The sequence below is a fragment of the Idiomarina sp. Sol25 genome, from assembly GCF_033052775.1.
Classification (GTDB): Bacteria; Pseudomonadota; Gammaproteobacteria; order Enterobacterales; family Alteromonadaceae; genus Idiomarina.
On record NZ_JAUPEW010000001.1, the window covers coordinates 88938 to 102010 of the forward strand.

The window sequence follows — 13073 nt, forward strand, 5'->3', positions numbered from 1 at the left end:
AGGATAACCATTTGGATACCAGTGGTGCTTGAACAATCAGATCAAGATTGATATAACCGTTCTGGCCCATTTTAAAATCCGAATGGAACCACGGAAACTTGATAATAACAATCTAAGGGGATGATACTGTGAACAAGTCTCAGCTTATTGACAAAATCGCGGCAGGTGCAGATATTTCTAAGGCTGCTGCTGGTCGTGCTCTGGACTCTATGATCGATGCAGTAACTGATGCTCTAAAACAAGATGACCAAGTCGCATTAGTTGGCTTCGGTACGTTTAGCGTGCGTGAGCGTTCTGCTCGTACTGGTCGTAACCCTCAAACGGGTGAGACTATTCAGATCGCTGCTGCTAAAGTTCCTTCTTTTAAAGCAGGTAAAGCACTGAAAGACGCAGTAAATTAATAAAAGCGCATTAGCGCTTTTTTTAAAGAATAATAATAGTAGCCCGAGGTTTATAAAGCCTCGGGTTATTTTTTTGTATGAATGGTGAGTTTTAAGACGAATCACCTTATAATGTGACGTCGTTTATTTAGGTTAAATAAGGAAAGCCTTATTATGTTAGAGCGAATTCGGGAAGGCTCGCAGAGTTACACTGCTAAGGCCATTCTTGTGTTAATCATTCTAACTTTTGCATTAGCAGGTGTTGGTGGTTATATCACTGGTGACACAGAAGATGCTGTCGCAAAAGTTAATGGAGAAGAAATTCCTCGTAGTGACTACGATCGTGCTTATGAAAACGAGCGCAGCCGCTTGCAAGAGCAGTTTGGCGATATGTTTTCTGCTATTACGTCCGATCCAGATTACATGCGTAATTTACGCAGTGGAGTATTAGAGCAACTCATCGAACAAGAGCTTTTAGTGCAATACGCTGAAGATAACGGAATGAGAGTGAGTCCTGAGCAAGTAAAATCTGCAATCCGTGATATTCCTCAATTTCGCACAGCAGGGCAATTTGATAACGATGTCTACTTAATGGCGTTACGTAATGCGGGTTACAGCCCCGAGGCTTTCGCAAATGTCATGCAGCAGGACATGACCCGAAATCAGTTGCTACGAGGACTGTCTGCGACTGCATTCGTGCTTGAACCTGAAGCTATTGCTCTTATGCGCTTACAAAGCCAGTCACGTTCAGGTGGCTTTCTGGTCGCTAATAATGAGAACTTCGAAGAGCAGGTAGAGATTTCTGAGCAAGATATTGAAAACTTCTATCAGCAAAATCAAGATATGTTCCGGACTCAGGAAAAGCTTAGCGTTGCTTATGTTGAGCTTTCGTTAGCGGCTGTTGAATCGGAAGTCGAGATTTCAGACGAAGAAGTACGTCAATATTATGATGAACGTCAACAGCAGTATTCTACAGAAGAAGAGCGTCGGATGTCTCATATTTTGGTCGAGTTCGATACTGATAACGCGAAAGAAAAAGCCGAAGAAGCGCTTGTTGAACTTGAACAAGGTGCTGACTTTCCAGAGGTCGCGCAAACTTACTCAGATGACACCTTTTCAGCTGAACAGGGCGGCGACTTGGGCTGGATAGAAGCCGGTATGATGGATGAAGACTTTGATGCCGCAGCTTTTGAATTAGAGAGTGTTGGCGACTTATCCGGTATTGTGGAAACCAGTTTTGGTTATCACATTATTAAACTGACCGATTTACGCGAAGGTTCAGTGACACCATTTAGCGAAGTAGAAGACGAAGTGCGTCAGCAGCTGTTGACCGAAAAAGCGGAAGACCGCTATTTTGAAAAGCAACAAAAACTAGCGGAAATTAGTTTTGAGCAACCTGACACTTTAGAACCTGCGGCTGAGGAAATTGGAGCTACTGTACGTCGTTCCGATCTGTTCACTCGAGACAGAGCTCCAACTCCCTTGAGTGACGATGTTATTCTCAACAACTTATTCTCAGAACAGCTAATTAAAGAGAAGTTGAACAGCGATATTATTGAAACTTCGGATGATCGGTCCTTGGTAGTACGTGTAACTGAGCATCAGCCAGTACGAGTAAAAGAACTGGATGAGGTTCGAGAAAACATCGTGTCCGAACTGCGTGTAGAGAAAGCCCAGAAATTGGCGCTTGACCAGGCGAATGAATGGATGCAAGCCTGGAAAGAGGGCAAAGAAGTGAGCGATGAAATTGTTTGGGTCGATAGCATACAGCGTAACAACGCTGAGTATCCAAGGACCATCGTACGTGAGTTATTCTCTATGTCTCCTTCAGCCAGCGATGAGAGTGTGTTTAATACGGTTGCCTTGCCAAATGGCGATGCTGCTGTTGTCGCGTTGACCGACGTTTCTCCGGGAAATGCTGATGACAGCCAATTTGACGAGTTAACGAGTCAGATGAAGAACCGTCAGGCTCAGGTTATGTTACAGGCCTTTATTAATAACTTAAAAGCGGACGCAGACATTAAACGTTTATTAACTCCGTAGACGATTAATATCAAAAAAAAAGGCTCAGACCGTTAGAAGTCTGAGCCTTTTTTATTTCTATTACAGAAAGTTTTTACTAACCACTGCCATATAAATTAGGCAGCACGTTTTTGGTTGTTGCTTTATTTTTCCTACTCTCTATAGACGCTCTAACCTCTTTATAAAGCACTTTACCATCTTGCCATGGAGTAGCCCCCGGATGGTAGAGACTTTGCTGCAAGCTTGAGCATGAAGCTTCTATCGAAAGGTACTGGGACAGCTCTGTTAAGCTATTAAAGGAACGCTCAAAATATCGGTTTGCCCACTTTAATAGAGAGTCCTTTGCTTCTTGCGCATTATTGTTACGGCAGGCGAGTTGGAATTCTCTCCAGAACTTATCTTTATTGAGGTTACGCGGTGTTTCTTCCGGTTTACGCGACGGCACTCTGCTCTGAGAGATTGTGCCTTTATGCCAAAGAAGGTAGGCGTTCAGTATGAGCGAAATAACCAATGCAAGGGCAAGTAAGCTTATTACCCAGATACTCCATTCAGCTGATTGGGTTTTCACCTCAGTTGAAGCCGGCTTCTCACTATTTTCTGGTTGCTCTTCAGTAGCAGGAGCTTCGGCATTATCATTTGGCGTCGGAATAGACTGCATGCCGTCGCCCATTGCGACAGAAAAGTTAAGCTCTTCGGTTTTTGCCGATGCAGGTGAGCCTGTTTTGGTATTAAACCAAGGGATGCTTAGCGCCGGAATTTTTAACGGCCCAGGCTGATTAGGAACGATCGCAAAGCTTATTGTTTTTTGCGAAATAATAACGCCGTTACGGCTAAACTGATCCGTCTCATCGCCATCCGGATAAATTCTTACCGTATCGGGAAATTCGGGTTGAATGTCCGGTAATTGCTCTGGTTTCACACCAACCGCGGTCAGCATATAAGAAACCGTAAAGGGTTCGCCTACGGTATAACTGTCTTGTTCAGGCGAAACAGACTGAGAAACACTGACAAGCTCGCTGGGTAACCAATGGCCTTGCCAATTATCCGGAACGGCTTGCACCTCAACTTCTATAGTTTCAGCAATGGTGCTGACAGGCTGCGTATTGGAAAAAGAAGAAAAGATAGAACGCTGGCCCTGAGTGAAAACTTCACCATCGAAACGGGCTCCTGTAATACTTAAAGAACCGGACTTGCTTGGTGTTATTTGATAAACACGCTGATAAACCTTATAGCGCCTGCCATTCACCATTTCAGTGCTTTCTTCGTCCCGGCCTATTTGCTGAATGTCGGCATTCTCTGCTTCAGGCGGTATTAAGTTTCCCTTGTTTAAGTCGGCAGCAAGAAATAACCGCGCAACATAGGTGATAGGCTGCTGTAAATAGACTTGCTGATTGTCCACCTGAGCTTCAAGGAAAGCGACTTTCTGCTCATTGTCCTGGTTGTTGCCTGGCTCCAGAACTTGCAGTGAAATAGGATCCGATGAGGCTCCACCTATGCTAATTTCGGGAATTTTATAGTCGCCGGCAGACTGGGGAATGAGCACGGTTGTAAAGCGCGTCTGTTTGCTCAGTTTACCGTTAATCATTGACGTCTGGCGGCTAACCGAAGTTCTGCCCACAACAAAGCCTTTTAGTAATTTAGATGGCGAAAAGCTGTCGTTAGCCACATCGTCGTCAACGGTTACCGTTAAAACGAAGGACTCGTTGGCCGTAACCGGGTTGCGATCGACCGTTGCGGTAACCTCAGAGACATCAGCGTAAGCAAGCTGACTCACGAGCAAAAAACTCATCAATAAGATAATGTGCCGCCATACTCTTACCATTTTTTATCTTCTCCCTGGGGTTCTGAGGCTCTTCGCTGACGCCGTTTCTGGCTCTCCAGAAGCATTTTATTGCGTAGCAGTATACTTGGGTCATCAGGTACTCGGTTCATCCACTGTTCCAATTGTTGAGCTTTCTCAGGATCAATGTCGCCTTCGCGCACCTGTTGTTGAAGTTGTTCGCTGGATTCTTCTGCGCTTTCGGTGTCTTGATCCTGGCTCTGCTGCTTTTGTATTTCTTCCTGAGATGACTCCTGCTCCTGTTCTTTTTGCTCTGGGTCAGACTCTACATCTTGCTGGCCCTGCTCATCCGGGTTAGGAGGACCATCATTGTTGTTGGGTTGACTACTTTGCTGCTCTTCGCTGTCACCATTTTGCTCAGAATTCTTATCCGATTCGTTACTATCGGAATCTGACTTCTTGGAGGATTCGTCCGAGCCGCCGGAGTCTTCGGACTCCTGCTGTTGCTGTAATTGCTCAACAAGCTGCTTGTTTTCGGCTGCCCGTGACCAGTCAGGCCGTTGTTCTAACGCCTTGTCGTAAGCTTTTATTGCCGCATCGTATTGCTGTTGCTGAGCCAGAGCATTACCTAAATTGTACTGCGCTTCTGCTGAATCGTCCTGAGAGAAAGCCTCGGCGGCAGCTTCATAGTTGCCATCGCGGTACAGAGCCGCGCCCTGGCGAAAAGGCGTTTCACTAAGGTTAGCCGCTTGTTGGTATTCTTCTTCCTGATATAAACGTTGTGCACGTTGCTCCTGATTCAGTAGTTGTTTCTGCCAGACGGACTCCTGTTCAGCATGAGCACTTGGAGTGAAGCCGATTAAAGGCAATAACATAGAGACTAACAAAGGGCTTAGCAGACTGCCCCGACGCCAGCTGAACAACATAATAGGCAAGATAAAGAGTGCAACGTAAGGGCCCATATCACGCCATGCGTCTCCTTGCTGCTGATCATCACCGTCTTTACCTTCACGCGTTAGTGGTGGCTGGTTTATCAGTTTATCAATATCACTGTTGTCGGCGGTTACTGATGAGAAGGCTCCTCCCGTAATAGAAGCCAGATCAGATAATCGCGAAGGATAAGTTTTGGCAATAATGACTTGATTGTTGTCTTTTAATAAACGGCCCGAGCTGTCGCGGATTGCGGCACCTTCTTCAGTACCAACCGCCAGAATAGAAACCCGATGCTCAATAGAGCGCAAATAACGACTGAGCTGGTTGAGTTCGCTACTACTGATGCCGTCGGTAAGCCAGTATATATCGCCTTGCGGATAGCCGGCATTTTTTAGTAAGTCGTCAGCGAGTTCCAGAGCTAACTGAGGTTCGCTGCCTTGCGCCGGCATAATGTCGGGTGACAGTGAGGGAATGAGGTTCATTAAATTACGGTTATCGGCAGTCAGGGGACTAATGATAAAAGCATCGTCGGCGTAAGCGATAAGACCCGTGTCACCATCAAGTCCCGCCCGGACTAAATCAATGGCTTTGTATCTCATTCGGGTTAGTCGGTTGGGTGAAATGTCGTCGGCTAAAACCGATGGCGACATGTCCATAATCACAACCTGTCCCGATTCGAGTTGGTAAACCGGTTGTGGCAGTCGTTCCCAGGTAGGCCCGCACAGCGCCAGTGTTGCCAGAACTGAAATTAACAGAAATCGGTGGGCTGGCCAGAGAGACGGTTGTGATCCTGACTTAACCAATACTTTTGACAGGTGGCCGGGTAGCCATTGATGCCATCCTGCCTGATGTTTCTGACTGTAGAGTAAACGCCAATACAGCAGTGCGACTGGAATTAATGCCAGCAACCACCAGGGGCGCAATAAGTGAAACTCGCTCATGAACGACTCCCCCATGGGCGATAGTGTAACAAGGCTACCGCAATAAACAGAAGAAAACTGATTGCTAATGGCCAGTAAAATAAACTTACTCGAGGCCTTAGTTGCTGAGGGTCTCCGGCAATAGGCTCTAGCTTGTCCAGGCGTTGATAAATTTCTTCGAGCTCATTGGTACTGCGGGCACGGAAATATTTACCATCAGTTTGTTTAGCGATACTTTGCATTAACGGCACGTCCAGATCTCGGCTTGGATTAACTCTCCGCTGTCCAAAAAAGCTATCAACTACCACTTCTTCAGCACCAACTGCAATAGGGTAAATCGTCACATCGTAAGCCTGAGCCAGCTCAAGTGCCTGCTCCGGAGTCAAATTCCCCGCTGTGTTTTGACCATCGGTTAGTAATACCAGTACCCGGTTCGATTCGTCGTCGTCACGAAAGCGTTTCACCGACAAAGCAATAGCGTCTCCTATTGCGGTGCGTTCACCAACTAAGCCGAGTACAGATTCATTAAGCATCTGTTTTACGGTGTTGCGGTCGTAAGTCATGGGAGTCTGTAAATAGGCGGTATCAGCAAATAGAATAAGCCCAAGCCTGTCACCTTCGCGGCGCTCAATGAAGTCGCTCAAAACGTGCTTAACCATAGTTAAACGATTCACTGAGCGGCCTTCCAGTTGCATGTCGGCAATTTCCATACTGCCGGATAGATCCACCGCCAGCATAATTTCTCTTCCTTCAGCCCGAATTGCGAGCGGTTCGCCCAGCCACTGAGGCTTTGCTACAGCCGCGACCAGCATGATCCAGCATAAGCTCATCAACGGTAATAAAAGCCAGCGTTTGCCAGAATTCTGACTGCCGCTAACTAGACCGTAAGTGCTGGGAAGGCGTATAGCCGAGCTGTTTTTACGTACGGCTGGAAACCATTTCCAGATAATGGCGGGTAAGGGCAGTAGGCAAAACATCCACGGCCAGGCAAATTCAAACATCTTCGGCTCCGGGTTGCTTGCTTAAATCTTTACTCAGCCACAGGCGAGCGAGTTCGTAGTAGTGTCGATTAAAATTATTATCAGCAATACCATAAAAGTTTTTATTGGCCTCATTAAGCAAGGGTTCGTATTTTGACTTTTCTTTGTCTGACAGAGGACTGAGTAAGAAACTTATCCATTGACGACTGTGTTTTTCCGCAACGAGCTCTCTGGGGTAATACGCCAGTGCGGTGCGTTTCAACAATATAGTAAGCTCTTCGATACTCATGTTTCTGTCTTGCTGCAGCTGTTTGATAGCCGCTTTACGCGCGCGCGATTGCTGCCGACGTCGAACTAACCAGAAAATAAATAAAGCAATGCCGGCCAGTAGCGCAACGGCAATAGCAATTGCCGGCCATGACGGCGGCCACCAACTCGCCGACCCCGGCTCGACAATATCATTAAGCTTATCTAATGACGGTTGCTGCATTATTTTACCTCTGCCCATTGCTGTTCCAATGGTAAAGCACTGGATATTGGTGTTAAAGACAACTTCCGCTTCTTGAATTCTTGCTGAATACTGCTCCAGCGAAGCTCGGCGGCATTCTGGTATGTTTTTCTTTGCTGTTGGTCAGCGAGATTTATACTGACCTGTTGCTGACCATCGGTAATCGCCAGCGGATGAGACGAGTATCCCTGAGGCAATTCATGTTCCATAGGGTCGTAAAGCCCAAAACAACGAACCGAATTATGCTGGGATAGTACGCGTAATCCGTCCAGAAAGGGGGCGCTGGCATTATAAAAATCACTAATAACATGAATGCTGCTGCCAGGTTTAACCAGTTGTCGTATCCGCTTTAAGTTGTCATCCAGCGTGTTTTGTTGCTGTTTTTGCTTTTCTTGCCAACGGTTCAGGCTGTCTTTATGAATCTCCAGAAGTGCATGACATAAACGTAAAACGCCTTTTTGCCGGGCTATAGGTTTTAATTCCTGATGTTGCCAGCCGTTGCCAATCAGCCCACCAATACGGTCGCCTTTGTGTTGTGCATGCCAAGCCAGTGCCGCGGCTAAATGGCAGGCCTGAACAGATTTGAATACAAATTGGCTGCCAAAAAGCTGAGTCAGAGATAAGTCCACCCAGATAAATACCGGGCGTTCTTTTTCTTCACGATAGAGTTTGGTATGGGCTTTACCGGTTCGCGCGGTCACCCGCCAATCAATGGATCGGATATCATCACCGGGCTGGTAATGCCGTACTTCATCAAACTCCATTCCCCGGCCCCGGCTTTTGCTTAGCAGGGGGCCTGTCTGGCTTGAGCGCGGCAGGCTTTTATGGTGGCGCGCAAACGCATTAATTTTACTGCGATAGTAGAGAAGCTCCTGAATACCGGGACTGACTCCATCGCAGTGCAACTGCTTAAGCCATTGTTCAACTTCCGCTTTTAACATTATGGTGCCGGTACAAGTTTCAGTATCGTATCAAGAACCTGATCGTGTGATACGCCGTCGGCTTCGGCTTGGTAACTTAAAATAATACGGTGACGTAAAGCATTGTGGAAAACACTAATAACATCGTCAGGTGTTACAAAGTCACGACCATCGAGCCAGGCTTTAGCTCTGGCGCAACGTTCCACAGCTATAGTGGCACGAGGGCTGGCACCGTAACCTATCCATTGAGCTAAATTCTGGTCGTAGCGCTGCGGCTGACGGGTGGCAATAATAAGCTGCACCAGATAGTTTTCGACTGCGTCATCTAAATACAGTTGCAAAACTTCGTGACGTGCGTCAAATAACTGTTTTTGCGTTAACGGCGTAGGCATATCGAGGTCACCTGATAAGGCTTCTCCCCGGGTTAACCGCAGAATTTGCTGTTCAGTTTCGGCATCTGGATAGTCGAGTTTTAGATGCAATAAAAAGCGGTCGAGCTGAGCTTCAGGAAGTGGATAGGTCCCTTCCTGCTCCAGAGGGTTCTGTGTTGCTAACACCATGAAAAGATCAGAAAGTGGGTAGCTGCGCTGGCCCACAGTAATTTGTCGCTCTGCCATAGCCTCCAGTAACGCCGACTGCACTTTTGCCGGAGCCCTGTTAATTTCATCGGCCAGAATTAAATTATGGAACAAAGGGCCTTGTTGAAACTCAAATTGTCCGGTTTCGGGACGAAAAATGTCGGTACCGGTTAAATCGGCAGGTAATAAGTCGGGAGTGAACTGCACCCGATGGAAGTTGCCTTCAATACCTTTTGCTAAAGCCTGTACTGCCCGGGTTTTAGCCAGACCAGGAGGGCCTTCTACTAGCAGATGGCCGTCAGCCAGTACGGCAATTAGAAGGTTCTGAGTGAAGTCCGGCTGTCCAAGCACTTGCCGATTCAGGTAAGTTTGTAATTGTTGAAACGCTGTCGCGGTCATGTTTACTCCAGGCTGTCGTTATCGGCGAAAACTGACTATGCTGTCAGTACTGCATAGCAATGACAGCAACAATGCTGTCTTTGTTCCGAAATTTCAATCTACACAGCATACTTTACCGAAAACGGTGGTTTTAATCTGCTCTATTACGGGCTAGAATTTGTAACATAATTTGTGGTCAGACCAGTATTGGTTTTTGAATTGAGGATTTATTATGACAGCAGCACAACGCTTGCTAACCGTAAATGGTGAAAGAATTGCCTTTGTGGCAGGTATAAGAACACCCTTTGCGAAACAGGCAACGGACTTTCACGGCATACCGGCAGTCGACTTAGGTAAAATGGTTGTCCAGGAGTTAGTGAATAAAACCGGTATTGAAGGTGACTGGGTTGAGCAACTGGTGTTTGGGCAGGTTGTGCAAATGCCGGAAGCACCTAACATCGCCCGTGAAATCGTGTTGGGAACCAGCCTACCTGTTGGTACCGACGCTTACAGTGTATCACGCGCCTGTGCTACCAGCTTTCAGTCCGCAGTAAATATTGCCGAAGCTATGGTGGCCGGACACATCCGTGGTGGTATCGCCGGTGGTGCCGACTCGTCTTCGGTGTTGCCTATCGGTGTGAGTAAACGTCTGGCGCGTGCTTTAGTCGATTTGAATAAAGCAAAAACCTTAGGGCAACGGTTTTCAATATTGAAGCGTTTAGGCTTTAAAGACTTATTGCCTGTACCACCGGCTGTGGCTGAATACAGTACCGGGCTTAGTATGGGACAAACGGCTGAACAAATGGCGAAAACGCATAACATTAGCCGTGAAGATCAAGATGAGTTAACGGTAAGATCGCACCAAAAAGCTCATGCGGCGTGGGAAGCTGGCTGGTTAAGTGATGAAGTGATGACTGCCTACCCTGAACCTTACAAACAGCACTTGAGCCGCGATAATAATATCCGTGGCGACAGTCAGATAGAAAAGCTGGGAAAATTAAAACCGGTATTCGATCGCAAGTATGGTTCAGTGACCGCTGCAAACAGTACACCATTAACGGACGGAGCTTCCGCTGTCATGATGATGACCGAAAGCCGCGCAAAAGAACTGGGTCTGCCGGTATTAGGTTACTTGCGCAGTTACGCGTTTGCTGCCCTGCAGGTGGAAGAAGACATGCTGATGGGACCTTCCTATTCAACTCCGGTTGCGCTTGACCGTGCCGGTATGAGCTTAAATGATTTAGACCTTATTGATATGCACGAGGCTTTTGCAGCGCAAACATTGGCGAATATGAAAATGTTTGCCAGTGACAAGTTTGCGCAAGAGAAGCTGGGTCGTGATAAAGCCATTGGCGAAATCGACATGGATAAATTTAACGTGCTGGGCGGCTCCATTGCTTATGGTCACCCGTTTGCCGCAACTGGTACCAGAATGATCACACAGACTTTGAATGAATTGCGCCGTCGCGGTGGTGGTGTCGGTTTAACAACCGCTTGTGCTGCCGGTGGCCTGGGTGCAGCAATGATTGTGGAGACAGAATAATGAGTCAGGATAAAGCATTCACTATGGAAGTTAGGGACGACGGCGTCGCTGTAATTACGATTGATGTCCCTGGTGAGTCGATGAACACCTTAAAAGACTCATTTGCTGAAGAAGTTGGGAGCTTGATGAATCGTTTAGAGAGCGATGATTCAGTTAAGGGCGTGGTTTTTATTAGTGGTAAACCAGGCTCCTTTATTGCCGGTGCTGATATCAACATGATAGACGGTTGTGAAAATGCCGTGGACGCAGAAAGTCTGGCGCGAAAAGGGCAGGCTATGTTTGATCGCATCGAGCAGTTGAATGTGCCTGTGGTTGCGGCTATTAACGGAGCCTGTCTGGGCGGTGGACTGGAACTGGCGATGGCGTGTCATGTACGCGTTTGTACCGACAACAGCAAGACAGCTCTGGGCTTACCTGAAGTGAAATTAGGCTTGTTACCGGGCAGTGGCGGTACTCAGCGTCTACCTGAACTGGTTGGTGTCCAGCAAGGACTGACGATGATCCTGACTGGTAAGGAATTGCGAGCCAAACAGGCTAAAAAAGCAGGGCTCGTTGCTGAGGTTGTGCCTCAAAGCATATTGTTGGATGTTGCCGTTGAGAACGCGTTAAAACGTAAGCCAAAAGCCACTAAGCCACCACTTAAGGGCATCAGCAAAGTGCTGGAAGCGACCAAGTTTGGCCGCGACATTATCTTTAAAAAGGCCAGCGAGCAGGCGCAGAAGAAAGCTCAGGGCAATTACCCGGCAATTGATAAAATCATTCAGACAGTGCGTGAAGGTGTTGAACGTGGCCGTGAAGCAGGTTTAGACAAAGAAGCCCGCAGTTTTGGTGAATTGGCGATGACACCAGAATCTTATGAGCTGCGCCAGATTTTCTTCGCCACCACAGAAATGAAGAAAGAAACCGGTGCCGATGGTGTTAAACCCGATACGGTTAAACGGGTTGGCGTTTTAGGTGGTGGATTGATGGGCGGTGGCATTGCCTATGTTACGGCGGCTAAAGCAGGCATTCCCGCGCGTATCAAGGACATCGCTGAAGACGGAATTCGGCATGCGTTACATTACAGTTACGAGCGTCTAGATAAAAAAGTGAAGCGTCGTCATATGCGTCGTGCAGAGCTTGAAAAGACCATGCTAATGCTTAGCGGCTCGCTTGACTATAGCGGTTTTGAACGTACCGATGTGGTTATTGAAGCGGTATTTGAAGACCTTAACCTGAAGCAAAAAATGGTTGCTGACATCGAAGAGTACGCCGCCGAGTCGACCATTTTTGCTACCAATACGAGCTCACTGCCTATTACTCAAATAGCGGCTAAAGCCAAACGTCCGGAGCAGGTTATTGGGCTCCACTATTTTTCTCCGGTCGATAAAATGCCGTTGGCAGAAATTATTACCCATCCGGGGACGTCGGATAAGACCATAGCCACAACGGTGTCTCTGGCTAAGAAGCAGGGCAAAACTCCAATAGTTGTGAAAGATGGTGCCGGATTCTATGTAAACCGGATTCTTGCGCCCTACATGAACGAAGCGGCACGCCTGCTGCTGGCCGGAGAGCCTATTGAGCACTTAGATAAAACTTTGGTGAAGTTTGGTTTCCCGGTCGGGCCAATTACTTTACTTGATGAGGTTGGTATTGATGTGGCGGCAAAAGTGGCTCCGGTATTAGTGAAGGAACTGGGTGATCGCTTTGAAGCCCCTGAAGCTTTTGAAAAATTGATAGACGATGATCGTAAAGGCAAGAAAAATCAGAAAGGCTTTTATCAATACGGTAAGGGAGTGAAGGGCAAACCGGTAGACACTTCAGTGTATTCGTTGCTGGATATTGATCCGAGCCAGAGTAAATCTGCGGACGATATCGTTGATATTTGTCTGTTGCCTATGCTGAATGAAGCGGCGTACTGCTTGCAGGAAGAGATTATCCGAAGTCCTCGTGATGGTGATATCGGTGCAATTTTTGGTATCGGTTTCCCCCCTTTCCTTGGTGGGCCTTTCCGCTATATGGACAGCCAGGGGCTTGGAAACATAGTGAACAAACTGGAGAAGCTGGCGACCGAGCGAGGTGAACGATACACCCCGGCACCATTACTTAAAAAGATGGTAGAGAATGGCTGGAGTTTTTATCAATAGTTTTT

Annotated in this window: 10 protein-coding genes; 4 read left to right on the plus strand and 6 right to left on the minus strand. The window is 47.3% G+C overall.

Annotation, left to right across the window (positions count from 1 at the left end; translation table 11 throughout):
- Positions 1-128 precede the first annotated feature (128 nt).
- A complete protein-coding gene (gene hupB / locus Q5L94_RS00390) occupies positions 129-401 on the plus strand; it encodes a nucleoid-associated protein HU-beta (RefSeq protein ID WP_317496538.1) in 273 nt (90 codons plus the stop codon).
- A gap of 153 nt (positions 402-554) precedes the next feature.
- Complete coding sequence (locus Q5L94_RS00395; protein ID WP_317496539.1) at positions 555-2423, plus strand: SurA N-terminal domain-containing protein; 1869 nt, start codon at positions 555-557, stop codon at positions 2421-2423.
- A gap of 76 nt (positions 2424-2499) precedes the next feature.
- On the opposite strand, the gene Q5L94_RS00400 is transcribed toward Q5L94_RS00395, so the two are convergent.
- From Q5L94_RS00400 to Q5L94_RS00425, 6 genes are read right to left on the minus strand one after another with little or no spacing between them, the layout of a single operon-like run.
- Positions 2500-4224, minus strand: coding sequence for a BatD family protein (locus Q5L94_RS00400; RefSeq protein WP_317496540.1), 1725 nt, complete (start codon positions 4222-4224; stop codon positions 2500-2502).
- Positions 4218-6056 (minus strand): VWA domain-containing protein, encoded by a 1839-nt coding sequence (locus tag Q5L94_RS00405; protein WP_317496541.1) that lies wholly within the window; start codon positions 6054-6056, stop codon positions 4218-4220. Before Q5L94_RS00405 ends, Q5L94_RS00400 begins: the two co-directional genes overlap by 7 nt.
- Positions 6053-7036, minus strand: coding sequence for a VWA domain-containing protein (locus tag Q5L94_RS00410; RefSeq protein ID WP_317496542.1), 984 nt, complete (start codon positions 7034-7036; stop codon positions 6053-6055). The genes Q5L94_RS00405 and Q5L94_RS00410 overlap by 4 nt, the downstream gene beginning before the upstream one ends.
- Complete coding sequence (locus Q5L94_RS00415) at positions 7029-7505, minus strand: DUF4381 domain-containing protein (RefSeq protein ID WP_317496543.1); 477 nt, start codon at positions 7503-7505, stop codon at positions 7029-7031. Before Q5L94_RS00415 ends, Q5L94_RS00410 begins: the two co-directional genes overlap by 8 nt.
- Complete coding sequence (locus Q5L94_RS00420) at positions 7505-8464, minus strand: DUF58 domain-containing protein (RefSeq protein WP_317496544.1); 960 nt, start codon at positions 8462-8464, stop codon at positions 7505-7507. The genes Q5L94_RS00415 and Q5L94_RS00420 overlap by 1 nt, the downstream gene beginning before the upstream one ends.
- A complete protein-coding gene (locus Q5L94_RS00425; protein WP_317496545.1) occupies positions 8464-9420 on the minus strand; it encodes a MoxR family ATPase in 957 nt (318 codons plus the stop codon). The genes Q5L94_RS00420 and Q5L94_RS00425 overlap by 1 nt, the downstream gene beginning before the upstream one ends.
- 211 nt (positions 9421-9631) lie before the next feature.
- On the opposite strand from Q5L94_RS00425, the gene fadI reads away from it, so the two are divergent.
- Together fadI and fadJ are read left to right on the plus strand one after the other, a co-directional pair.
- Positions 9632-10942 (plus strand): acetyl-CoA C-acyltransferase FadI, encoded by a 1311-nt coding sequence (gene fadI, locus Q5L94_RS00430; protein WP_317496546.1) that lies wholly within the window; start codon positions 9632-9634, stop codon positions 10940-10942.
- Complete coding sequence (fadJ, locus tag Q5L94_RS00435) at positions 10942-13068, plus strand: fatty acid oxidation complex subunit alpha FadJ (RefSeq protein ID WP_317496547.1); 2127 nt, start codon at positions 10942-10944, stop codon at positions 13066-13068. Before fadI ends, fadJ begins: the two co-directional genes overlap by 1 nt.
- Positions 13069-13073: the final 5 nt, after the last annotated feature.